This is a genomic window from Frankia sp. AvcI1 (genome assembly GCF_001420875.1).
GTDB lineage: Bacteria > Actinomycetota > Actinomycetes > Frankiales > Frankiaceae > Frankia > Frankia alni.
On the sequence record NZ_LJFZ01000040.1, the window covers coordinates 1 to 22,080 of the forward strand.

General features: G+C 73.6%; 15 protein-coding genes and 22 pseudogenes. 35 read left to right on the forward strand and 2 right to left on the reverse strand.

Annotated features, from left to right (window positions below):
* Window positions 1-730: GntR family transcriptional regulator (locus tag UK94_RS28345; protein WP_235490355.1), on the reverse strand; the 730-nt coding region annotated here is incomplete at its 3' end.
* Window positions 731-1,941: 1,211 nt separating this feature from the next.
* Here UK94_RS28345 and UK94_RS68450 point away from each other — a divergent pair.
* The 28 genes and pseudogenes from UK94_RS68450 to nusB all read left to right on the forward strand — a co-directional run.
* Window positions 1,942-2,232: pseudogene (locus UK94_RS68450) on the forward strand (MHYT domain-containing protein); the annotation flags it as partial.
* A 1-nt stretch (window position 2,233) separates the two neighbouring features.
* Window positions 2,234-2,778, forward strand: a pseudogene (locus tag UK94_RS68455) (MHYT domain-containing protein); the annotation flags it as partial.
* A 72-nt stretch (window positions 2,779-2,850) separates the two neighbouring features.
* The coding region (locus UK94_RS68460) for an AAA family ATPase (protein ID WP_235490356.1) at window positions 2,851-3,334 on the forward strand (484 nt) is incomplete at its 3' end.
* A 1-nt stretch (window position 3,335) separates the two neighbouring features.
* Window positions 3,336-4,437, forward strand: a pseudogene (locus UK94_RS28355) (replication-associated recombination protein A); the annotation flags it as partial.
* Window positions 4,438-4,760: 323 nt separating this feature from the next.
* A pseudogene (locus UK94_RS75275) lies at window positions 4,761-4,814 on the forward strand (DUF948 domain-containing protein); the annotation flags it as partial.
* Window position 4,815: 1 nt separating this feature from the next.
* Window positions 4,816-4,928 (forward strand): annotated as a pseudogene (locus UK94_RS68465) (DUF948 domain-containing protein); the annotation flags it as partial.
* A 1-nt stretch (window position 4,929) separates the two neighbouring features.
* Window positions 4,930-5,264 (forward strand): annotated as a pseudogene (locus tag UK94_RS28360) (DUF948 domain-containing protein); the annotation flags it as partial.
* Window positions 5,265-5,642 (forward strand): hypothetical protein, encoded by a 378-nt coding sequence (locus UK94_RS28365; protein ID WP_055752237.1) that lies wholly within the window; start codon window positions 5,265-5,267, stop codon window positions 5,640-5,642.
* Window positions 5,643-5,734: 92 nt separating this feature from the next.
* On the forward strand, window positions 5,735-5,866 hold a 132-nt coding region (locus tag UK94_RS68470), incomplete at its 3' end, for an alanine--tRNA ligase-related protein (RefSeq protein ID WP_235490388.1).
* Between the two features lies 1 nt (window position 5,867).
* Window positions 5,868-6,354 (forward strand): annotated as a pseudogene (locus UK94_RS68475) (alanine--tRNA ligase-related protein); the annotation flags it as partial.
* A gap of 1 nt (window position 6,355) precedes the next feature.
* Window positions 6,356-7,046, forward strand: a pseudogene (locus UK94_RS68480) (alanine--tRNA ligase-related protein); the annotation flags it as partial.
* A gap of 1 nt (window position 7,047) precedes the next feature.
* Window positions 7,048-7,415 (forward strand): annotated as a pseudogene (locus UK94_RS68485) (alanine--tRNA ligase-related protein); the annotation flags it as partial.
* A 1-nt stretch (window position 7,416) separates the two neighbouring features.
* Window positions 7,417-7,492, forward strand: a pseudogene (locus UK94_RS68490) (hypothetical protein); the annotation flags it as partial.
* A 1-nt stretch (window position 7,493) separates the two neighbouring features.
* A pseudogene (locus UK94_RS68495) lies at window positions 7,494-8,380 on the forward strand (DHHA1 domain-containing protein); the annotation flags it as partial.
* 16 nt (window positions 8,381-8,396) lie between these two features.
* The coding region (gene ruvX, locus UK94_RS68500; RefSeq protein WP_235490358.1) for a Holliday junction resolvase RuvX at window positions 8,397-8,595 on the forward strand (199 nt) is incomplete at its 3' end.
* Between the two features lies 1 nt (window position 8,596).
* Window positions 8,597-9,014, forward strand: a pseudogene (ruvX, locus tag UK94_RS28375) (Holliday junction resolvase RuvX); the annotation flags it as partial.
* A 608-nt stretch (window positions 9,015-9,622) separates the two neighbouring features.
* A partial coding sequence (locus tag UK94_RS68505) for an endolytic transglycosylase MltG (protein ID WP_268761694.1) occupies window positions 9,623-9,896 on the forward strand: 274 nt, incomplete at its 3' end.
* A 1-nt stretch (window position 9,897) separates the two neighbouring features.
* Window positions 9,898-10,528 (forward strand): annotated as a pseudogene (mltG, locus tag UK94_RS68510) (endolytic transglycosylase MltG); the annotation flags it as partial.
* A gap of 106 nt (window positions 10,529-10,634) precedes the next feature.
* Complete coding sequence (locus UK94_RS28385) at window positions 10,635-11,681, forward strand: shikimate dehydrogenase (protein ID WP_268761692.1); 1,047 nt, start codon at window positions 10,635-10,637, stop codon at window positions 11,679-11,681.
* A gap of 328 nt (window positions 11,682-12,009) precedes the next feature.
* A pseudogene (locus tag UK94_RS76605) lies at window positions 12,010-12,074 on the forward strand (prepilin peptidase); the annotation flags it as partial.
* 1 nt (window position 12,075) lies between these two features.
* Window positions 12,076-12,139: pseudogene (locus tag UK94_RS68520) on the forward strand (hypothetical protein); the annotation flags it as partial.
* Window positions 12,140-12,156: 17 nt separating this feature from the next.
* A pseudogene (locus tag UK94_RS68530) lies at window positions 12,157-12,438 on the forward strand (prepilin peptidase); the annotation flags it as partial.
* Window positions 12,439-12,579: 141 nt separating this feature from the next.
* Entirely contained in the window at window positions 12,580-13,764 is a 1,185-nt protein-coding gene (aroC, locus tag UK94_RS28395; protein WP_055752240.1) for a chorismate synthase, read from the forward strand.
* A gap of 110 nt (window positions 13,765-13,874) precedes the next feature.
* Complete coding sequence (locus UK94_RS28400) at window positions 13,875-14,453, forward strand: shikimate kinase (RefSeq protein ID WP_011606337.1); 579 nt, start codon at window positions 13,875-13,877, stop codon at window positions 14,451-14,453.
* Window positions 14,450-15,240: 3-dehydroquinate synthase family protein (locus tag UK94_RS28405; protein WP_235490360.1), on the forward strand; the 791-nt coding region annotated here is incomplete at its 3' end. The genes UK94_RS28400 and UK94_RS28405, both read left to right, overlap by 4 nt.
* 1 nt (window position 15,241) lies before the next feature.
* A pseudogene (locus UK94_RS68535) lies at window positions 15,242-15,565 on the forward strand (3-dehydroquinate synthase); the annotation flags it as partial.
* Between the two features lie 212 nt (window positions 15,566-15,777).
* Window positions 15,778-16,341, forward strand: coding sequence for an elongation factor P (efp, locus tag UK94_RS28410; RefSeq protein ID WP_055752241.1), 564 nt, complete (start codon window positions 15,778-15,780; stop codon window positions 16,339-16,341).
* A 29-nt stretch (window positions 16,342-16,370) separates the two neighbouring features.
* Complete coding sequence (nusB, locus tag UK94_RS28415; RefSeq protein ID WP_268761693.1) at window positions 16,371-16,781, forward strand: transcription antitermination factor NusB; 411 nt, start codon at window positions 16,371-16,373, stop codon at window positions 16,779-16,781.
* A gap of 284 nt (window positions 16,782-17,065) precedes the next feature.
* Here nusB and UK94_RS28420 read toward each other — a convergent pair whose 3' ends face one another.
* The gene (locus tag UK94_RS28420; protein WP_009742788.1) at window positions 17,066-17,563 is read right to left on the reverse strand and encodes a transcriptional regulator; all 498 of its coding nucleotides are present in this window, start codon (window positions 17,561-17,563) and stop codon (window positions 17,066-17,068) included.
* 428 nt (window positions 17,564-17,991) lie between these two features.
* Between UK94_RS28420 and pyrR the strand changes: the two genes are divergently transcribed.
* The 7 genes and pseudogenes from pyrR to UK94_RS68560 form a co-directional block, all read left to right on the forward strand.
* Window positions 17,992-18,621, forward strand: a complete 630-nt coding sequence (gene pyrR / locus UK94_RS28425; RefSeq protein WP_041939663.1) for a bifunctional pyr operon transcriptional regulator/uracil phosphoribosyltransferase PyrR — start codon at window positions 17,992-17,994, stop codon at window positions 18,619-18,621.
* Between the two features lie 73 nt (window positions 18,622-18,694).
* Window positions 18,695-19,220, forward strand: a pseudogene (locus UK94_RS68540) (aspartate carbamoyltransferase); the annotation flags it as partial.
* 1 nt (window position 19,221) lies between these two features.
* Window positions 19,222-19,447: pseudogene (locus UK94_RS68545) on the forward strand (aspartate carbamoyltransferase); the annotation flags it as partial.
* A gap of 6 nt (window positions 19,448-19,453) precedes the next feature.
* Window positions 19,454-19,618 (forward strand): annotated as a pseudogene (locus tag UK94_RS68550) (aspartate carbamoyltransferase); the annotation flags it as partial.
* Window positions 19,615-19,711 (forward strand): hypothetical protein (locus UK94_RS75280; RefSeq protein ID WP_268761695.1); only part of this gene is annotated, 97 nt, incomplete at its 3' end. The pseudogene UK94_RS68550 and the gene UK94_RS75280, both read left to right, overlap by 4 nt.
* A 1-nt stretch (window position 19,712) precedes the next feature.
* Window positions 19,713-20,289: pseudogene (locus UK94_RS68555) on the forward strand (amidohydrolase family protein); the annotation flags it as partial.
* Window position 20,290: 1 nt separating this feature from the next.
* Window positions 20,291-20,970: pseudogene (locus UK94_RS68560) on the forward strand (dihydroorotase); the annotation flags it as partial.
* Between the last annotated feature and the right edge of the window lie 1,110 nt (window positions 20,971-22,080).

Genomic DNA, 22,080 nt, shown 5'->3' on the forward strand with positions numbered 1-22,080 from the left:
GGGTGTCGGTGGCGGTGGTGGCGAGTAGGCGGATGGCGGCGGGTTCGAGGTGGGTGTGGGCGGTGTGGATGTCGGCGAGGGTGGTGTGTTGGTGTTCGAGGACGAGGGCGGTGTAGCGGGCGGCGACGTGGCCGTTGGGGGTGTGGACGCGGGCGCCGCCGTGGGCGCCGCGGCGGACGCTGATGAGGGCTTCGGATTCGAGGACGCGGAAGGCTTCGCGCAGGGTGGGGCGGGAGACGCCGAACTGTTCCATGAGGACGGCTTCGGGGGGCAGGGCGTCGCCTTCGTGGAGTTCGCCGCGGACGATCTGGCGGCGTAGGTGGGCGGCGACGAGTTCGGCGGTCTTCGGAACGCGGACATGCTGCCCGATGCGGATGGCGGCGGTGTGCGCGGGCGCGGCGGTGCGCGCGGGTGCGACGATGTCCGGGCGCGGGGCGATGTCCGGGGGCGAAGCGATGTCCGGGGGCGTGGTGGATGCCCGCCGCCCGCGCCGGCTCGCGGCGGCGCCCTTACGCGGCGGGCTGCCCCGGCCCGGCGTCGCGGCCCGGGTGGAGGTCGCGGGCCGTCCCGGGCGTGCGGCTCCCGCCGGCGCCGGGGAGCCGTCCGACGCGGCGAGGCCGCTCGGCGGGGCGGATCGGTCCGACGGTTCGGTCCGGGGCGCAGCCGTGGCCGATGCCCCCACGGGGACAGGTCGGTCGGTCCGGGCGCGGGGCGGTGGGATCACGGTCATGGGTGCACCTTTCCGGGGCGGGGTTTCGGTCACCGGGGGTGGATTCGGGCGGGCGGTGGATCTGGCGGGGCGGGCTGCGGGTGAACTGCGGTATCGGTCGGGCGTCGTCATCCAGGGGGCGTCGGCGTCGGTCCGGTGCCGCCGGCCGGATGCGCGGTGCGTCGCGGACGGGCCGCATTCCCGCCGGTCGTCGCCGCGCGGCGGTAGGTGGGGTGCACCGTCGCCGGGTGCGTGACCGACGCCGTGAACGGCAGACGGGCATCGGCGTCGCTCGTCGCCGCACACCCCACGGAGGTGGTGGGAGCCACCGGAGAAGATAAACCGACTACCTGAACCATACACGCGCACCATTGGGAAGATGTTGTCTCCCAAGAATGAAGTGTGGTCTCTTGGTGGAGAGTTCCGAGTGGTGCGCGGCGATCTGGCGCTATCGGGTTCCTGTCAAGTGGTGGGCGCGGTTCTTTGTGATCCGAGCGTGGCCGAGGGAAAGGGATCGGCGTGACGTAAGACGCCGTTTCCGGTCGCCGAGAGCCCGCCGGTCCGCGGAAATGCGCGTCCCGTTCCTCGCCGCGAGCGGAACGCGGACCCGGAGTCGAGATNCGGGTCTGTGTCATCGATGAAACTCGGTGCCAGATGCGTGTCCGGCCGTTGTCTGCTCGGCGGGGGGTGACCAGGGCTGAGGGGACGACCTGGGCGGGTTAACGGAGCCGGTGGGGTGATGTGGCCTGGAGGTCACTGCGGAGAGGGACCTTAGGCCCGAGTAGGCGAACGGGCAGCGAGTCCGTCCGTGCAGCTCCGCGACCTCGGACGGCTCGATCGCATCGGCCCGACACCGCCCGCGACGTCGTCAGTCGACGGCTTCGAACGTGCCGATGCGTTACGTTGGCCGCGCCCGATAAATCCACATGGTCCGTTTTCGGCGTCAAGCGGAGTGTGTGCGGTGTCGGTTGCTTTCGGGATAATTTTGGCTTTCGATGTGACACGTGCTAGATGTGATGGGCTCCGGTCGCTTCAAGGGGGAACACGTGATCGTCGCGCAGGCCGTTCATCAGCATGCGAGTCAGGACCTTCTGTTCGTGGTGGTATCCGTCGGGCTTGCTGCGGTGGGATCATTCGCCGCGCTGGTGAGCGCGATCCGGATCCCGTTGTCCCAGGGTGCGGCCAGGGTTCGCTGGACTCTCGCCGCCGCGCTCTCCCTCGGCGGCGGCGCNATCTGGTCCATGCATTTCATCGGGATGATCGGCTATCGCGTCGACGGGCTCGACCTGCGTTACGACCTGCCGCTCACCGCGGTGTCGCTGGTTCTCGCCGTCGTGGTCTCGGCGCTGGGGCTCACCCTCGTGGCGCGCCGTCCACGGAGTACCGGATGGCTCGCGCTCAGCGGGGTGATCTCCGGCCTGGGAATCGCCGCGATGCACTACACCGGCATGGCCGCGATGCACGTCGGCGGGACCGTGACCTACCGGCCGGGCATCGTCGTGCTGTCCATCCTCATCGCCGTGNCCGCGGCCCTGGCGGCCCTGTGGATCGCCTTCCGGGTGCGCACCGGCCGGCACGTGGTGGCGGCCTCCCTGGTCATGGCGGCGGCGGTCTGCGGCATGCACTACACCGCCATGGCCGCCACCCAGGTCCAGGCCGGGCCGGGGGACTCCGAGGCGGTGGGCACCGACCCGATCTCCCTCGCCCCGATCGTCTGCGTGATCGCCTTCTCGGTGCTTGCGGTGGTGATCTTTACGGCCCTGGGCGGCGTCACCGAGTCCGGTTCGTTCTCGATGGTCCGCGATGGCGGCAGCCGCCACCGCCGCCCGGGCGGCGCGGGCAGGGCGACGGTGGACGGTGCCGCTGGGGGGCCCGCGGGCCGCATCGTGGACGGAGGCGGAGACGGAGGCGGAGGCGGGGACGGAGGCGGGGGCGGGGGCGGAGCTGCCGGTCAGTCGCCCCTGCCGGCGGCCTTCGTGAACCCCCGCGGCGACCAGTACCGGCCTGCCCCGCCGGTCCCCGTCTGGAGCCGGCCGTCCACGGGGGAGTCGACGACCCGCTCCGGCTGACGGTGCCGATCCGCGGCCGCCGCGCCCGATCCGGCCGCGTGACGGGGTCGGTCACGGTCGTACGGTGAACCGGTGAGCCTGTTCGACACCGCGGACCTGTTCGGCGGGGACGCCACACCACCGCCGGGTGCCGGGCGCAGCGCCGGCGGCGTGGTCGGCCGCGCCGCCGGCGCTGCGGAAGGCTCGGACGTCGGGGGTACCGGCGGCAGGGACGCCGCATCTGGCAGTGCTGGGGCCGGCCCGATCCCGCTCGCGGCGCGGCTGCGGCCGCAAACCCTGGACGAGGTCGTCGGCCAGCGCCACCTGCTCGGCGCGGGCAGCCCGCTGCGCCGGCTCGTCGAGGGCGGCGGGACGACCTCGGTGATCCTCTGGGGGCCACCCGGTACGGGGAAGACCACCCTGGCCCACATCGTCTCCCGGGCCACCGGCCGGCGGTTCCGGGAGCTGTCCGCCGTGACGGCAGGGGTGAAGGACGTCCGCGCCGTGATCGACGAGGCCCGCGCCGCCAGCTCGGCCTCCGGCACGCGCACCGTGCTGTTCATCGACGAGGTCCACCNCTTCACCCGCACCCAGCAGGACGCCCTGCTCCCCTCGGTGGAGCTCGGCTGGGTCACCCTGGTCGCGGCCACCACCGAGAACCCGTTCTTCTCGGTGGTCAGTCCGCTGCTGTCCCGGTCGCTCCTGCTCACCCTCGAACCGCTCACCGACGACGACATCCGTGGCGTGCTCGACCGGGCCCTGCACGATCCCCGCGGGTATGCCGACCGGGTGGCGCTGACCGACGAGGCCCGTGAGCACGTGGTCCGCCTCGCCGGCGGGGACGCCCGCCGCGCGCTGACCGTCCTCGAGGCGGGCGCGGAGGCCCTCCTCGCCGACCTCGCCGCGGTGGAGGCGGCGAAGTCGGTCGATCCGGTCGATCTGGTCGATCTGGTCGAGGGGGTCGGGGCGGCCGACGGCGCCGGCACTGGTCGGCCGGCGGCGCTGCTGGAGGTGGCCGTGCTCGAACAGGCCGTCAACCGGGCCGCCGTGCGCTACGACCGGTCCGGTGACCAGCACTACGACGTGATCAGTGCCTTCATCAAGTCGATGCGCGGCGGCGACGCCGATGCCGCGCTGCACTACCTGGCCCGGATGCTGGAGGCGGGCGAGGACCCGCGGTTCATCGCCCGCCGTATGATCATCCTGGCCAGCGAGGACGTCGGGATGGCCGATCCGGGGGCGCTCGGCGTCGCGGTCGCCGCCGGGCAGGCGCTCGATCTGGTCGGCCTGCCCGAGGCGCGGCTCGCGCTCGCCCAGGCGGTCATCCACCTGGCCCTGGCGCCGAAGTCCAACGCGGTGATCCGGGCGATCGACGCCGCCACCGCCGACGTGCGGGCCGGCCGGGCCGGGCCGGTGCCGGCGCATCTGCGCGACGCCCACTACCGGGGCGCCGCCCGGGCCGGCAGCGGAGCCGGGTACCGCTACCCGCACGACGCCCCCGGTGGCGTCGTCCGCCAGCAGTACCCGCCCGACGGGCTGACGGGCGCGGACTACTACCAGCCCGGCGGCAACGGTTTCGAGCGCCGGGCCACCGAACGCCTACGCGACCTGCGATCCACCGTGCGGGGCACCCCCGCGGAACCTGCGCCGGACGCGGCGCCACCGGGGCCGGTCGGCTGAGNGCCGCCTGTCGCAACCACCGTTGTGCCGCCTGAGAGACACCCTGGCCACGGGCCCGCGCCCCAGGCCGGGCGACGGGGGTTACCCGAGGCCCCCGCGGCTGCCTCGGTAAGGTCACACGTGGGCGTCACCGGGGTGGCGCCCACGGCGTCCACGGTCACCGCGGTTGCGGACCGCGGGTTTCGCGGCCACCGACGGCCGCGTCCCACGCAGGCCGCGAGCCCTCGTGACCGAGGGCCCTGGTGGCGGACCGCGGCGTGGCACGGCGTGCCGGATCGGGTGGGGTGGGACCGGCCCAATCGACGATGGAGGCAGGAGCACATATGTCCGGTGGAGCGGTCGCGGGCCTGATCGCGTCGGGCGCGTTCGCGGTGCTCNCCCTCTTCGGCTGTTTCGTCCTGCTCAAACTCGGCAAGATCTTCGACGAGGCGGCGGCGCGCGTGCGTCAGACCGGTGTCGCCATCGACGAGGGCACCGCCCGGGTTCGGCAGNCCGGTGCGACGGTCGACGAGGTCAACGTGGCACTTGCCCATGTGAACAAGGAGCTGGACCGGGTCGACGCGATCACGGCGAACGTGCAGTCGATCACGACGAACGTCTCCTCGCTGACGTCGCTGTTCGCGGCGACGCTCGGCGGTCCGATGGTGCGGGTGGCCGCGTTCAGCTACGGCGTGCGCCAGGCTGCGGCCAAGCGCACCAGGTCCGAGGTCGAGTCGCGGGTGAAGTCGCAGATGAAGGCGGACAAGGCGGCGCGGCGCACGGTCACCGAGGACGCCGGCCTGACCCCGGTCGCCGGGGCGGCCGACGGACGCCGGGGGGGTCGCTAGATGTCCAGGATCTTCTATCTGGCGTTCGGCGCCGCGGCCGGCGTCGTGGTGGTGCGCCAGGCGGCGAAGGCCGCCGCGGCGCTCACTCCGACGAGCCTGGCCGGATCTCTCGTACAGTCGGTGCAGGAGTTCCTCGCGGACGTGCGTGAGGCGGCGGCGCAGCGGGAGGAGGAGATCCGTGTTGCTCTCGGCCTCGATCGCGACGCGGACGACGATCTCTCCGGCCCCGCCGGGCAGCCCGCCGGCCCCGCCGGGCAGCCCGCCGGTGCCGGTGGCGCCGGGCCGGCCGGCAGCGGGCCGGGCGCGGCCGGCTATCCGGCCGACCTCGACGACGCCGAGCGCACCATGCGGCTGGTCCCGGGTGCCCGCCGGCCCTGACGGCACGGCGGCCGCACGGGCGGCGGCAGCAGCAGCGCCGCCCACCCCTGGATGACGCCCCTCCTCCCACCAGTCTGGACGATGTGAACCCGATGGACACGGCCGAGATCCGCAGCCGCTTTCTCAACCATTTCGCCCGGCGCGGGCACACGATCGTCCCGAGCGCCTCCCTGGTCGCTCAGGACCCCACGCTGCTGCTGGTCAACGCCGGGATGGTGCCGTTCNAGCCCTACTTCCTCGGAGACCTGGCGACGCCGTGGCCGCGGGCCACCAGCGTGCAGAAGGTCGTGCGCACCGTCGACATCGAGAACGTCGGCCGCACCGCCCGGCACGCGTCGTTCTTCCAGATGTGCGGCAACTTCTCGTTCGGCGACTACTTCAAGGCCGAGGCGATCCCGTTCGCGTTCGAGCTGCTCGTCGACGGGTTCGGCTTCAAGCCGGACGACCTGTGGGCCACGGTCTACCTCGACGACGACGAGGCCGAGGGGATCTGGCGGGAGCTGCTGCCCGCCGAGCGCATCCAGCGGCGCGGCAAGGAGGACAACTTCTGGTCGATGGGCGTGCCCGGTCCGTGCGGGCCGTGCAGCGAGATCTACTTCGACCGGGGCGCGGCGTACGGGCGCGAGGGCGGCCCGATCGCCGACGAGGAGCGCTACCTCGAGGTCTGGAACCTCGTGTTCATGCAGTACGAGCGGGGTGAGGGCGCCGGGTANGACTACCCGATCCTGCGTGAGCTGCCCGCCCGCAACATCGACACGGGCATGGGCCTGGAACGGATGGCGACGATCCTGCAGGGCGTCGACAACCTCTACGAGATCGACATCTCCCGCCCGGTGCTCGACCTCGCCGGCCAGCTCACCGGCCGCCGCTACGGCGCCGACCCGGCCGACGACGTGCGGCTGCGCGTCGTCGCCGACCACTCCCGCACCGCGGCGATGCTCATCGCCGACGGTGTCGTCCCCTCCAACGAGGGCCGCGGCTACGTACTGCGCCGTCTGCTGCGCCGGGCGGTGCGCGACGCCCGGCTGCTCGGCGCGCGCGAGCCGGTCATGAGCGAGCTGTTCGGTGCCATCGGCACCGCGATGGGCCCGATCTACCCGGAACTCGTCGACAACGCCGAGACCATCACCGGCGTCGCCGTCGCGGAGGAGGCGTCGTTCGCCGAGACGCTGCGCACCGGCACGACGATCTTCGACGCGGCGGTGCGGCAGGTCCGCTCCACGGGCGCGGCGACCCTGGGTGGCGACGAGGCGTTCAAGCTCCACGACACCTACGGCTTCCCGATCGACCTGACGCTGGAGATGGCCGCCGAGGCGGGGCTGTCCGTCGACGAGGCCGGGTTCCGCCGGCTGATGGAGCGCCAGCGCCAGACCGCGAAGGCCGACCGGGCCGCGCGCCGCATCGNCAACGTCGACCTGTCCGCGTTCCGGCCGATCCTGGCCCGCTCCGGCGCGACGACCTTCACCGGCTACGAGGAGCTCTCGCGCGAGTCCGGCGTCGTCGGTCTCGTCGGCATCGCCGACGGTGCGGGCCTGACGGTGGTCGGCGAGGGTGACGAGGTCGGGGTGGTCCTCGACGCCACCCCCTTCTACGCCGAGAGCGGCGGCCAGGAGCCGGACTTCGGGCTGCTGCGCTTCGACGGCGGCGAGGTCGAGGTCCTCGACGTCCAGCGGCCGGTGCCGGAGCTGGTCCTGCACCGGGTGAAGGTGCGCTCGGGTGAGCTGCGCCTCGGTGACCGGGTGCAGGCCGAGGTCGACGAGAACCGCCGCCGGGNGGTGTCCCGCTCGCACACCGCCACCCACCTCGTGCACGCCGCGTTCCGCCGGGCGCTGGGAGAGGGGGCGACCCAGNCCGGCTCGCTGAACTCCCCGGGCCGGCTGCGCTTCGACTTCCACGCCCTCGGCGCGGTTCCGCCGTCGGTCCTCACCGACGTCGAGGACGAGATCAACGAGGTGGCGCTGCGCGACCTGCCGGTCCGCGCGTTCGTCACGACCCAGGAGGAGGCCCGCCGACTCGGCGCGATGGCGCTGTTCGGGGAGAAGTACGGCGACGCCGTGCGCGTCGTCGACGTGGGCGACTACGCCCGCGAGCTGTGCGGCGGCACCCACGTCGCCAGCTCCGCCCAGCTCGGCGCGGTCAAGCTGCTCTCGGAGTCGTCGATCTCCGCCGGGACCCGCCGGGTGGAGGGGCTGGTCGGCATCGACGCGTTCCGCTACCTGGCCCGCGAGCACCTGCTCGTCTCCCAGCTGTCCACGGCGCTCAAGGCCCGCCCCGACGAGCTGGCCGACCGCGTCACCGACATCGTGGGCCGGCTGCGCGACGCCGAGCGGGAGCTGGACCGGCTGCGGGCCGCCGCGGTGCTCGCCGGCGCCGGGGCGCTGGCCGAGGGCGCCGAGGACGTGGGCGGCGTCGCCGTCGTCACCGCCGAGGTGCCGGCCGGCACCTCGCCAGACGACGTGCGCCTGCTGGCGATGGACGTGCGCGGGCGGCTGGCCGGGCGGCCGGCGGTGGTCGCGGTGGTCAAGGCGGACGGCTCGTCGATCGTCGTGGTCACCGACTCCGGTGCGCGGTCGGCGGGGCTGCGCGCCGGCGAGCTGGTCCGCAACTCCTGGGCGAGCCTGGGCGGCAAGGGCGGCGGCAAGCCCGACATCGCCCAGGGCGGCGGCGGGAACTCCGAGATGATCCCGGCCGTCTTCGCGAAGCTGCGGGGGCTGGTGGCCGAGCTCGCGTCCCGGTGACCGTCCGGCGGAACCGATGAGCGGCCCGGGCAACGGGCCGGGCGGTGGGCCGGGCAACGGGCCGGGGGATGGTTCGGGCAGTGGCCCGGACCTGCGGCGCGGGGTGCGTATCGGTGTCGACGTCGGCTCCGTGCGGGTCGGGGTGGCCGCCAGCGATCCCGGCGGTGTCCTCGCGGTGCCCGTCACGACCCTGGCCCGGGATAAGCGCCATAATGNGGACATCGAGCAGCTTGTCCAGATCGTGCGAGACAGGCAGGCTGTAGAGGTCGTGGTGGGCCTGCCCCGGCAGATGTCGGGGCAGGAGGGGCGGGCGGTCCAGCTTGTCCGGCAGTACGTCGAGGTACTCGCCGAGCGGATCGCCCCCGTCCCCGTGCGGTTCGTGGACGAGCGGCTCACCACGGTTGCGGCTCATCGCAGAATGGCCGAGCGTGGCGTTCGTTCCCGCGCCCGCCGCAGTCTCGTGGATCAGGAGGCAGCCGTGCAGATCCTGCAGCACGACCTGGACAGCCGCCCCCGGGGCGGCGCGCCCGGCGTGGCCGGGTCCACGGGGGCCTCCTCCACGGGGGTCCCTTCCACGGAGGCCGCCTCTGCGGAGGCCGCCTCTGCGGATGCCGCCTCTCAGGATGAGAGGTGACGGGCGGCAACCTCGACGAGATGCTCGACGAGGATCCCTATCGCCGTGGCCGCCGCTCCGCCGGGCACGCCGACCGCCGAGCCGCCGGCAGGCGTCCNGACGGGTATCCCGAGGACGGCTACGCCGACGAGGGGTACGCCGAGGACGGGTATGTCGACGAGGACTATGCCGGCGAGGCTTACGCCGACGGGGACTACGCCGACGGGGACTACGCCGACGAAGGCCAGGTCGGCGCGAGCTACTCCGGTTCGGGCCACACCGGCGCCGGTCACGACGACGAGGGCTATGCCGACGACTACGGCGACGACGGGCACCCGCGCGACGCCGGGGCCGGCTCCCGCCGTGACCGCGGCGGCCGCCGGCGTGATCGGCACTCCGCCGCCGGCGGCTACCCGCCGGACGACGCCGAGGACTGGGGTGGCGGCTGGGACGACGACGGCGCCGACGAGCGCCGCGGCCGGGCGCTGCCGAAGCTGATCGCCGTCCTCCTCGTCGTCGCCGCACTGCTGGGCGTCGCCATCTTCGGCATCGGCAAGGTCATCGGCCGGGTCTCCGGCGGCAGCTCCACCAGCGCCGACTACGACGGCTCGGGCGACGGCATCGCGGTGGTGCAGGTCCCCGACGGCGCCACCGCCCGCCAGATCGCCGTGGAGCTGCACGACGCGGACGTGACCGCGTCGGTCTCGGCGTTCGTCAAGGCGGCCTCCGCCAACCCCAAGTCGCTGGGCATCCAGCCGGGCACCTACCGGCTGCGTAGCCGGATGAGCGCCGAGGCCGCGCTCGCCGCGTTGCTCGATCCGGCGTCCTCCGCGCCGTTCAAGTTCGTCATCAAGGAGGGCATGACCGTCCACCAGGTGCTCGACGGCCTGCACCAGCGGCTCGNCCTGCCGTTGAGCGATCTGGAGGCGATCGCCCGCAATCCCGCCCAACTCGGTCTGCCGTCCTACGCGCCGACCCTGGAGGGCTACCTCTTCCCGTCCACCTACGACCTGGTGCCCGGGTCCACCCCGAGCCAGCTGCTGACCTCCTTCGTCGCCCGCTTCAAGAAGGAGGCGGCGTCGATCGACCTGGAGGCCAGGGCCACCGCGATGGGTGTCAGGCCGGCCGACATCGTGACCATCGCCTCGATCGTCGAGAAGGAGGTCGCGAACGCGAGCGAGGGGCCAAAGGTCGCCCGGGTGATCTACAACCGGCTCCACGACACCACCGGGCGTTTCCGTCGCCTCGACATGGACTCCACCACCCGCTACGCCGAGGACGAGTACGAGGGCCCGCTGACGAAGGACCAGCTCAACAAGGCCAATCCGTACAACACCCGCTCGGTGGCCGGCCTGCCCCCGGGCGCGATCTCCAACCCCGGGATCTGGGCGTTGAAATCGGCCCTGGAACCGGCCGCCGGGTCATGGTTGTATTTCGTGTCCATGCCGCAGAGCAGGGTGACCCGCTTCGCGACGACCGACGCGGAGTGGGCCGAGGCGCGGGCGCAGTACCGCGCCGAGGGTGGCAGGGAGTAGCGCAGCCCCAGCCGGGCGACCGACGGGTGACAACACCGGCGGCGGCGGGCGATCCGGCGCGTTCGGCCGTGCCCGGACGCCTCTGAACCAGGCGGGAGGCCACGTGGTGCGGGAGATCCAGCTGGGCGGCGTAGGCGCGGCGGGCGACCTGGGCAGCGGTAGCAGTGGTGGCAGCGGCAGCGGTGGTGGCGGCGGTGGGGGGAACGCCGGCGTGGGCGCGTGGGCGGCGGCGCAGCGGCCGCAGCGCCTCGCCGCCGCGGCGACGCCCGCGCATCCGGTCCGCGCCGCAGTGCTCGGCGCCCCGGTGGACCATTCGCTCTCCCCGGTGCTGCACGCGGCCGCCTACGCGGAGCTCGGGCTTGCCGTCACCTACACGGCCATCCACTGCGACGCCTCCGAGCTGCCGGCGATGATGGAGCGGGTCCGGTCGGACCCGGACTGGGTCGGCCTGTCCCTGACGATGCCGCTCAAGACCGTCGTCGTGGACCTGCTTGACGAGGTCGACCCGACGGCGGCGGCGATCGGCGCGGTCAACACCGTCGTCGTCGGCGAGGCCGGGCGCCTGCACGGCTACAACACCGACGTCGTCGGCATCGGCGTCGCCCTGCGCCGGGTCATGCGGGGCGCGGTGCCCGGCCAGCCGCTGATCCTCGGCGCCGGGGGCACCGCCCGCGCGGCCGTCGCGGCCGTCGCCGCCGCCGGCTGTCCGCACGTCGCCGTGGTGGCCCGGCGTCCCGAGGCGGTCGCGGAGGTGGCCCGGATCGGCGCCCGCCTCGGCGTCGAGGTGACGGCGCTGCCGTGGGAGCTGCTCGCCGGCGGCCTGCCCGCGGGCCCGGACCTCGTCATCGCCACCACCCCCGCCGGCGCGACCGACCCCCTGGCGACCCGCCGCTGGCCGGCGTCGAGCCAGCTTGTGGAGCTGCTCTACCACCCGTGGCCGACCGCGCTGGCCGCCGCCGCGTACCGGGCCGGTGCCCGCGTCGCCAGCGGCCTGGAGATCCTCGCCGCCCAGGCCGTCGGGCAGGTCGAGCACTTCACCGGCCGCCGCGTTCCTGCCGGGGTGCTGTTGACCGCCGGCCAGGCCGCCCTCGACGAACGCCTCAACGCCAGTGTCGTCGCCGGCATCGACGGCGCCGGCTCTGCGGGCGGGTGAGGTCCGTGCTGGACTCAGGGCCGACGTCAGGGCTGGAGTCAGGACCGGGGGCGGACGTACGGCACGGTTCCGCGGAACACCATGATCATCGGTCCTAGTGGTGGGCGAGATCGGGCTCAGCGTGCTGATGGCGCTGGTGGCGTTCGCGGTGGCGATACCGGTCGGGCACCGGGTCGTGGCGGGGGTGCCCCCGCCGGACGGTGCCGAACCGCGTCGCGCTGCTCCGGGGAAGGCGGCCCTGGGGATCGGCACGGCGGTGGTGGTGGCCGCGGTGACCACCGTCCTGCACAACCATCCTGGCTGGTTACCGGCCTATCTGTATCTCGGCATGCTCGGGGTCTGGCTGTCCGCGATCGACGTGCGGGTGCACCGCCTGCCGGACGCTCTGGTACTNCCGTCCTACCCGTTGCTGGCCGTGCTGCTCGGAGCCGCCGCGCTGGTTGACGACGCACCGGATCNCCTGCTGCGGGCGGTNCTTGCCGGCGCCGCCTGCTGGCTGGCCTTCCTGACGCTGTACCGGCTGCCGCGCGCCGGCCTCGGCCGGGGCGACGTCAAGCTCGCGGGTCTGCTCGGCGGGGCCCTGGGCTGGCTGGGCTGGCCGAGCGTGGTGTTCGGGATGTTCGCCGGGGTGGTCCTCGGCGGGGTGGCGGCGCTCGTGCTGCTCGCCGCCGGCCGGGCCCGCTGGCACGATCGCCTCGCCTACGGGCCGTTCCTGCTGGCCGGAACCCTGCTGGCGGTCCTGGTCGGCGGCGGCTGACCGGCGGCTGACCGGCGGCTGGTCGGCGGGGGCTGATCGGGCCGGCCGCGGCCGGCCCGACAGATGGGTCCCGGCGGGGGCGAAGGTGACGGAGTTCCCGGCGCGACGTGCACCATCGGCAGTCGTGAAACACTAGGGGGCATGGTGCGTTGGTTGACTGCCGGGGAGTCGCACGGTCCCGCCCTGGTGGCCACGGTCGAGGGGCTGCCCGCGGGTATCCGGGTGACCAGTGACGACATCGCCGCGGAGCTTGCCCGTCGGCGTCTCGGGCACGGCCGTGGGGCGCGGATGAGCTTCGAGCGGGACGTCGTCGAGCTGCTCGGCGGCCTGCGCCACGGTGTCTCGCTCGGCGGTCCGATCAGCGTCGTCGTCCGCAACAGCGAGTGGCCGAAGTGGGAGCGGGTCATGTCGCCCGACCCGGTCGATCCGGCCGCACTCGCGGGCCTGGGGCGCAACGCTCCCCTGACCCGGCCGCGGCCCGGCCACGCCGACCTCGCCGGCATGCAGAAGTACGGCTTCGACGACGCCCGTCCGGTGCTGGAGCGCGCCAGCGCCCGCGAGACGGCGGCGCGCGTCGCGCTCGGCACCGCGGCCAAGGCGCTGCTCCGCCAGGCGTACGGCATCGAGATCCTCTCCCACGTCGTCGCGATCGGCGCGGCCGAGGTCCCGCCGGGCCTGCCCGCGCCCACCTCGCTCGCGGCGATCGACGCCAACCCCGTCCGCTGCGCCGACCAGGCCACCAGCGAGCGGATGGTCGCCGAGATCGACGCCGCCCAGGCCGACTCCGACACCCTCGGTGGCATCGTCGAGGTGCTGGCCTACGGCTGCCCGCCGGGGCTCGGCAGCTACGTGCACGGCGACCGCCGCCTCGACGCGCGCCTCGCGGGCGAGCTCATGGGCATTCAGGCGATCAAGGGCGTCGAGTTCGGCGACGGGTTCACCACCGCGCGCCGCCGCGGCTCGGTGGCGCACGACGAGATCGAGCCGGTCGGCGGCGTGGGCCGGCGCGTGCGGCGCGCCACCGACCGGGCCGGCGGTGTCGAGGGCGGCATGACCACCGGTGAGCCCCTGCGGGTCCGGGTGGCGATGAAGCCGATCTCCTCGCTCACCCGCCCCCTGTCCACCGTGGACGTGACCACCGGCGAGGCCGCGGTCGCGATCAACCAGCGGTCGGACGTGTGCGCGGTGCCCGCCGCGGGCGTCGTCACCGAGGCGATGGTCGCGCTCGTGCTTGCCGACGCCGCCCTGGAGAAGTTCGGCGGCGACTCGGTGGAGGAGACCCGGCGCAACTGCGAGGGCTACCTGAAGTCCCTGGTCATCCATTGACGCGCCGGTGGTCCACCGGTGGGGGCCCTCCACCGGTTCGGGTTCGGGGCATCCGCTGATCGGGTCATCCGCCGGTCGCCGGGCAGAACTGCAGACGGGGTAACAGGATCATGGTTGGGGAGGAGGCGCCGGCGGCGCCGGCCGGGCCGCGTGCGGTCCTGGTCGGGGCGCCCGGCGCGGGCAAGACGACAGTGGGGACGCGGCTCGCGCAGCGATGGGGCGTCGGGTTCCGCGACACCGACGCGGACGTCGAGGCCGAGCTCGGCCGCAGCGTCGCCGACATCTTCATCGAGTTCGGCGAGGAGTACTTCCGGGCCGCGGAGGCGCGGGCGGTGGCCGCCGCGCTCGCCGAGCACCGCGGGATCGTCGCCCTGGGCGGCGGGGCGGTCCTCGACGCCGCCACCAGGGCGCTGCTCGCCGGTCACCGGGTCGTCTACCTGGAGGTCGGCGTGTCCGACGCGGTGCGCCGGGTCGGCCTCGCGCGCGACCGGCCGCTGCTCGTCGAGGGGCCGCGCGCGCGGCTCACCGCCCTGCTCAAGGCCCGCCAGCCGCTGTACGCCGAGGTGGCGGCGGTCGTCATCGACACCGCCGGCCGGCAGCCGGACGAGGTCGCCGATCTGGTCGCCGCCGCCCTGGCGGAACTGCCCGCGCCGCCGGTTCCGGGGGCGTCAGTGAGGATTCCACGGTGAGTGTGCAGGCGAAGGTGTCCGACGTCGTGCGGATCCCGGTCCGTCCCGGCGGGGAGCGGGCCTACGACGTCGTGCTCGGTGAGGGGTTGCTCGGCGATCTCGCCGAGACGGTCGCCGGGCGGACCCGCGCCGCGGTGATCCATCCGGCGGCGCTGCGAACCACGGCGGACGCCGTCGTCGCGGACCTGCGGGCGAACGCCGGCGTCGAGGCGCACGCGGTCGAGGTGCCCGACGGCGAGGAGGCCAAGCAGCTGCGCATCGCCGGCTTCTGCTGGGACGTCCTCGGCCGGATCGGCTTCACCCGCGACGACGTGATCATCGGTCTCGGTGGCGGCACCGTGACCGACCTGGCGGGGTTCGTCGCCGCGAGCTGGCTGCGCGGAGTGGACGTCGTCCAGGTGCCGACCACCGTGCTCGGCATGGTCGACGCGGCCGTCGGCGGCAAGACCGGCGTCGACATCGACGCGGGCAAGAACCTGGTCGGGGCGTTCCACCAGCCGCTGACCGTGCTGTGCGACCTCGCCGCGCTGGCCACGCTGCCGGCCGTCGAGGTGCGCGCCGGGCTCGCCGAGGTGGTCAAGACCGGGTTCATCGCCGACGCCGCCATCCTCGACCTGCTCGACGACGACCCCACGGGCGCCGCCCACCTGCCCGAACTGGTCGAACGCTCCATCCGGGTCAAGGCCGAGGTCGTCTCCGGTGATCCCCGGGAGGCCGGCCGCCGGGAGATCCTCAACTACGGCCACACCCTCGGCCACGCGATCGAGAAGGTCGAGCACTTCACCTGNCGGCACGGCGCGGCGATCTCGGTGGGCATGGTGTTCGCGGCGGAACTGTCCCGGCTCGTCGCCGGCCTCGACGACGCCACCGCCGACCGGCATCGCGAGCTGCTGACCCGCATCGGCCTGCCGGTGAGCTACCGCGGCGACCGGTGGCCGGCGCTGCTCGACGCCATGCGGGTGGACAAGAAGTCCCGCGGCCGGCGGCTGCGTTTCATCGGCCTGGCCGCCCAGGGCGAGACCGTCATCCTCGACAGTCCGGACACCGGCCTGCTGATCGCCGCGTTCACGGCGGTCGCCCCCGGCGGCCTGGCGCTGCCCGAAGCACCCTGATCACACCGCTGCCCCGGGGGTGCGGGCGCCGGGCTCGGTAGACTTGTCCGCGGCCTGGCTGATCGCCGCCGCGCAGGGACCGGCAGTGGTCCCGGGCGGGCGGTCGCGGCCGGCAGGGTCGCCGCGCTGCGTGCGACCCGATGACTCTAGGCTTCAGCACGACGACGATCCGCCGTGCCGACGCATGGCAACCGAACGGGAGAACGCGCGCAGTGGCGACCAGCAACGACCTGAAGAACGGCATGACGCTCGACATCGACGGGGTGTTGTGGAACGTCGTCGGCTTCCAGCACGTCAAGCCGGGTAAGGGCGGGGCGTTCGTCCGCACGACCCTGAAGAACGTGCTCACCGGGAAGGTCGTCGACCGCACCTTCAACGCCGGCGTCAAGGTCGAGGTCGCGACCGTGGACCGGCGCGAGATGACCTACCTCTACCGGGACGGCGCCGAGTTCGTCTTCATGGACAGCGAGTCCTACGACCAGATCCCGATCCCGCCCGACGTCGTCGGCACGACCGCCGACTACATGCTGGAGAACACCGTCGCCACCGTCGCGCTGCACGACGGCGCCCCGCTCTACGTGGAGCTGCCCGCCAGCGTCGAGCTGACGATCGCCCAGACCGACCCGGGCGTGCAGGGCGACCGTTCGACCGGCGGCACGAAGCCCGCGATCCTGGAGACGGGCGCGACGATCAACGTGCCGCTGTTCATCACGACCGGCGAGAAGGTCAAGGTCGACACCCGCGACGGCCGCTATCTGGGCCGGGTGACGAGCTGAGCGCCAGGTCCAAGGCCCGCAAGCGCGCNCTGGACATCCTGTTCGAGGCGGACGTGCGCGGTGCCGCCGTCCCGGAGATCCTCACCGCCCGGCGCGCCCAGGCCGACCCGCCCGTCTCGGAGTACGCCGAGGGGCTGGTCAGGGGCGTCGTCGAGCACTGGCGGGAGATCAACGAGCGGATCGGCCGGCACGCCGAGGGCTGGACGCTGGAGCGCATGCCCCCGGTCGACCGCAACATCCTGCGGATCGCCGTGCTGGAGCTGTTGTGGCGGCCCGACGTTCCGCCCCGAGTCGTCATCGACGAGGCGGTGGAACTGGCGAAGAACCTGTCCACCGACCGGTCGCCGTCCTTCGTCAACGGGCTGCTCGGCAGCCTGGTCGACGCCGGGGCGGTGCCGGTGACGGCCGAACCGGACACCGGGTCGGTCCGGGAGTCCTGACCGGCCTGTCGGCCGTGGCCGGTGCCGCGCGATCGGCGTGCCCGGTACGTCGCCCCAGCGACGTACCGGGGTACCCCCGGCTGCCGGTGTGCCACTCGCGTTCGGCCGGCCGGAGACCCCGAATGCCGACCCGCGATCACATCGAGATGAAGCTGCTGTGCCACGAACGAGACTGCTGGTGATGCTGCGTCGCTAGATGGTGCTGGAACCACTGGTGATGCTGGAACGTTGGTGATGCTGGAACCGTTGGTTGGTGCGCTGCCGGTGGAGCACCGGCAGGGTTGTCAGACGTCGGAAGCGGTGGCGTCCGCGCCCTGCTCCGGGGACAGCACGCCCCACGAGACGAGCTGTTCGGTGAGCTTGCTGGGGGAGGTGTCATAGATCACCGCGAGGGAACGCAGGTCCTCGTAGCGAATGGAGAGAACCCGGCCGTTGTAGTCGCCGCGCTGGCTCTGAATGGTCGCCGCGTACCGCGCGAGCGGTCCGCCCTGCTCCTTGGGCACCTGGGAAAGGCGCTCGAGGTCGAGGACGATCCGCGGAGACTGCTCCAGCGGGGCGACGGTGGAACCCTCGGGAAGAAGCTCCCCGACCGGAACGCCGTAGAACTCCGCGAGCTCCGAGAGACGCTGTACGGTGACGGCGCGGTCCCCACGTTCGTAGGAACCGACGACGACGGCTTTCCACCGACCGTGCGACTTCTCTTCGACGCCATGAAGCGAGAGCCCCTGCTGGGTGCGTATCGCGCGCAGCCGAGCACCGAGCGCCTTCGCATAGTCGGACATCGGAGTGCCCACTCCTGTCGTGGTCGATCAGTTGGAACCGGGGCTCGTGCCGCCGGCGGTTACCGATAGTAGTGCCCCCCGGGTTGAGGCTCGACACCCGGGGGGTCGTGTCGCTTCTTTCTTTGTACCACTTTCTGTAGCCCTCCGGTTGCGCCCTACGCCTGCCCGGCGGGAACTTCCGCCGATCGCCGTACCGGCGCAGGCGGAAGTGAACCCGGTGACGTGCAGTCACGGCGTGGCGATGATAGTTGGCGCGGCAACAATCCGCACGAGCCTGCGAACCGGGGGGCGCGGACGGAGTCAGGCGGCCGGACGGGGGTCGGCGGACCGGTGCCGCGAGACCCTCACTCGTCCGGAGTGCCCTGGTAACGTCGCTGAGACCGCTCCTTTAAGGACCGTCCCGTGAGGCGGGGAAGGAGGGATGCCGCGTGGCCTCTGCCGCCGCGAGCGACCCCGCATCGCGCCGTCCCGGCATTGCCCGGACAGTACTGTCCGCCGACGACATCACCCGGATCGTCAGCCGGATGGCGCATCAGATCCTCGAAAAGACCTCCGGTGGTGCCGGTGTCGTGCTGCTCGGGGTGCCCACCCGCGGGGTACCCCTCGCGCATCGACTGGCACAGCGAGTACAGGCTGTGGAGGGAGTGGATCTTCCCGTCGGCTCGCTCGACCCCACGATGTACCGCGACGATCTGCGACTGCGCGGAGTTCGGCCACTGGAGGTGACCGAAATTCCCGACGGCGGGGTCGACGGCCGGGTGGTCATCCTCGTCGACGACGTCCTCTACTCGGGGCGCACGGTGCGCGCCGCGCTCGACGCGCTGGCCGCCTACGGCCGCCCACGCACGGTCCAGCTCGCCGTCCTCGTCGACCGGGGCCACCGCGAGCTGCCGATCCGCGCGGACTACGTCGGGAAGAACATGCCGACCTCGCGCCGCGAGTCGGTGGCCGTCCGGCTGCGGGAGATCGACGGCGCCGACGGCGTGCTCATCGTCTCGCCCGAAGCCAGCCCGGCCGGCGCCGCGGCGGGCACGGCGGACCCGGGAGACCGGCCGTGACCCGGCGCCTGCTCGCCGAGCGCGGGCGCGCGCAGGCGGAGTGGTCGGCGTCGGCGGCGAACGGAGGTCGGGTATGAAGGGCCACCTGCTGTCGACGGAGGACCTCAGCCGGGACGACGCGCTGCTGGTGCTGGACACCGCGGAGCGGATGGCGCGGGTCGCCGAGGCGTCGGTCCGCAAGCTGCCGACCCTGCGGGGCCGCACCGTGGTCAACCTTTTCTTCGAGGATTCCACCCGTACCCGCACGTCCTTCGAAGTAGCCGCCAAGAGACTGTCGGCCGATGTGATCAATTTTTCGGCTCGCGGGTCAAGCGTGTCGAAGGGCGAGAGCCTGAAGGACACCGCGCAGACCCTCGAGGCGATGGGCGCCGACGCGGTGGTCTGCCGGCATTCGGCCAGCGGCGCGCCGCACCGGCTGGCGACCTGGGTGCGCGGCAGCGTCGTGAACGCCGGCGACGGCACCCACGAGCATCCGACCCAGGCGCTGCTCGACGCGTTCACCATGCGCCGGCGGCTCGGTCGGGTCGACGGGCTCGCCGTCACCATCGTCGGTGACGTGCTGCATTCCCGGGTGGCGCGGTCCAACGTCTGGCTGCTGGNCACCCTGGGAGCCAGTGTGACGGTGGTGGCTCCGCCGACGCTGTTGCCCATCGGTGTCTCCTCGTGGCCGGTCGAGGTGTCGTACGACCTCGACGCGGTGCTGCCCAAGACCGATGTGGTGATGATGCTGCGGGTACAGCGGGAGCGGATGTCGGCGGCGTTCTTCCCCACCGAGCGGGAGTACAGCCGCCGCTACGGGCTGGACGTCGACCGGGCCGCGACCCTGNCCGANCACGCCCTGGTCATGCATCCGGGGCCGATGGTGCGCGGGATGGAGATCGCCTCCCGGGTCGCCGACTCCGACCGGTCGACGGTGGTGGAGCAGGTTGCGAACGGGGTGAGCGTGCGGATGGCCGTGTTGTATCTGCTGCTGGGCGGTTCCGGGGAGGTCTCATGACGGCGGATGGCTCGGGAGCGGACGGCTCGGGACGGGCCTGGGTGCTGCGCCGGGTTCGCCCGCTCGGCGGGGATCCCGTCGACGTGCTGCTCGNCGACGGGGTCGTGGCGGCCTGGCGCCCCCCGGGCTCGACCGGCCCGGACTCCGAGGGCCTGCCCGCCGGGACGGCCATCCTGGACGCCGACGGCCTGATCATGCTGCCGGGCCTGGTCGACCTGCACACCCACCTGCGCGAACCGGGCCGAGAGGACGCCGAGACGGTCGAGTCGGGCACCCGGGCCGCGGCGCTCGGCGGCTACACCACCGTGTTCGCCATGGCGAACACCAACCCGGTCGCCGACACCGCGGGCGTCGTCGAACAGGTCTGGCGGCTCGGGCTCGACGCCGGGCACTGCGACGTGCGGCCGGTCGGCGCGGTCACGGTGGGGCTCGCGGGGGAGCGGCTGGCCGAACTCGGCGCGATGGCGACGTCCGCGGCCGAGGTGCGGGTGTTCTCCGACGACGGGCACTGCGTGTCCGACGCCCTGCTCATGCGCCGGGCGCTGGAGTACGTCAGGGCGTTCGACGGAGTGATCGCCCAGCACGCCGAGGAGCCGCGGCTGACCGCCGGCGCCCAGATGAACGAGGGGGTCGTGGCCGCCCGGCTGGGGCTGCCCGGCTGGCCCGCGGTCNCCGAGGAGGCGATCATCGCCCGGGACGCGCTGCTGGCCGGGCACGTCGGTTCCCGGCTGCACGTCTGCCACGTCTCCACCGCGGGTTCGGTGGAGCTCATCCGCTGGGCGAAGGCGAAGGGCTGGCAGGTCACCGCCGAGGTCACCCCGCACCACCTGCTGCTCACCGACGATCTGGTCAGCTCGTACGACCCGGTCTTCAAGGTCAACCCGCCGCTGCGGACCGCCGAGGACGTCGCCGCGCTGCGCGCCGGGCTCGCCGACGGGACGATCGACTGCGTGGCGACCGACCACGCCCCGCACGCACTGGAGGACAAGGAGACCGAATGGGCCGCGGCCCGGCCCGGCATGCTGGGCCTGGAGACCGCGCTGTCGGTGGTGATGGAGACGATGGTCATCCCCGGGCACCTCGACTGGGCCGGCGTCGCCGACCGGATGGCTCTGGCCCCGGCCCGCATCGGCGGCCTGCCGCAACCGGCGGCGCAGCGGTGGAGTTCCATAGCGGTGGGTGCGCCCGCGACCGTGACGCTGCTCGACCCGTCACCGTGGCGGGTCGTCGAGGCGGACACGCTCGCCAGCCGCAGCCGCAACACCCCCTATGCGGGGCGGTCTCTGCCGGGAGCGATCCGCGCCACGTTCCTGCGAGGCCGACCCACCGTGCTCGACGGGAAGGTCGTATGACTGTCTCGCTGGCGGNCGTCTCGCCCCTTGCCGTCTCGCCGTTCGCAGCCTCGCCGTTTCCCACCTCGCCGTTTCCCACCTCGCCGTTCGCCGACGCGCCCGCCGCCACCGGCCCGGTCGTCCTCGCCGCCGGCCGGGGGCCGGACCGCCTGGGCCTGCACCTGCTGCTCGTGGTGGGCCTGCTGCTGCTGTTCGTCGCGGTGGTGGGGGCGATGCTGCGGGCCTGGCGCGCCAAGGCCGACCGGCAGGAGGAGGACCTGCCCGAGCTGCCCGACCCGCCGGCCGAGCCCGGCACGGTCCTCGCCGCCCCGCTGCGCGGGATGTACCTCGGCACCGTCGACGCCGGCCACTGGCTGGAGCGGATCGCCGCCCACGGCCTGGGCGGACGCACCGGCGGGTACGTCAGCGTGTACGAGACCGGCGTGCGGGTCGACCGCGGCAGCGACACGTTCTGGATCCCTCGGGACGCCGTGCGCGGTGCCCGGCTGGAGCGGGCCCACGCCGGCAAGGTCTCCGCGCCGGGCCGCCTGATCGTGATCGCCTGGTCGTACGAGGGGCACGAACTGGAGACCGGCTTCCGCGGGGAGGACCGGGCGCGTCAGCCCAAGGTGGTCCGCGCCGTGCACGACCTCATCGGCCCGCCGCCGGCCCACCTGGCCTCCGGCGACGTCACCTCGCCGCACGCGGTGCCGCGGATGCGACCCCGGCTGCGCCCGCGGGCCGCGGCCACGGGACCGGGCGGTGGCCTGCCGCCCCGCCCGGGCTCGGGCCAGCCCACCGAGGAGATGCCGGCGATCCGCACCGGTCCCCGGCTGCGCCGCGGCGAGCGCGGTGCGGCCCGCGGGGAGCGGCCGGTCGCCGCCGACGGGCCCGACTACCCGCATCGGCGCCGCGACCCTGACTCCCGAGCCTCGGACTCCCGAGCCCCCGACCCCCGGGCCTCGGGCCCCCGGGCCCTGGATTCCCGCCGTCCGGACCCCCGCTACCAGGACGCCGACCTGCCGGATCCCCGCCGCGGCGGTCCGCGCCCGGCCGATCTCGACCGCGGGGACCCGCGCCGGGTGCCCGGCCCCGCCGACACCCGGCCCCCGGACCCCCGCCACTCGGACC

Coding starts and splice junctions, on each gene's coding strand:
- UK94_RS28365 (WP_055752237.1), top strand. CDS start 5,265: ATGTCCAGGATCTTCTATCTGGCGTTCGGCGCCGCGGCCGGCGTCGTG.
- aroC (WP_055752240.1), top strand. CDS start 12,580: ATGGTGCGTTGGTTGACTGCCGGGGAGTCGCACGGTCCCGCCCTGGTG.
- UK94_RS28400 (WP_011606337.1), top strand. CDS start 13,875: ATGGTTGGGGAGGAGGCGCCGGCGGCGCCGGCCGGGCCGCGTGCGGTC.
- UK94_RS28420 (WP_009742788.1), bottom strand. CDS start 17,563: ATGTCCGACTATGCGAAGGCGCTCGGTGCTCGGCTGCGCGCGATACGC.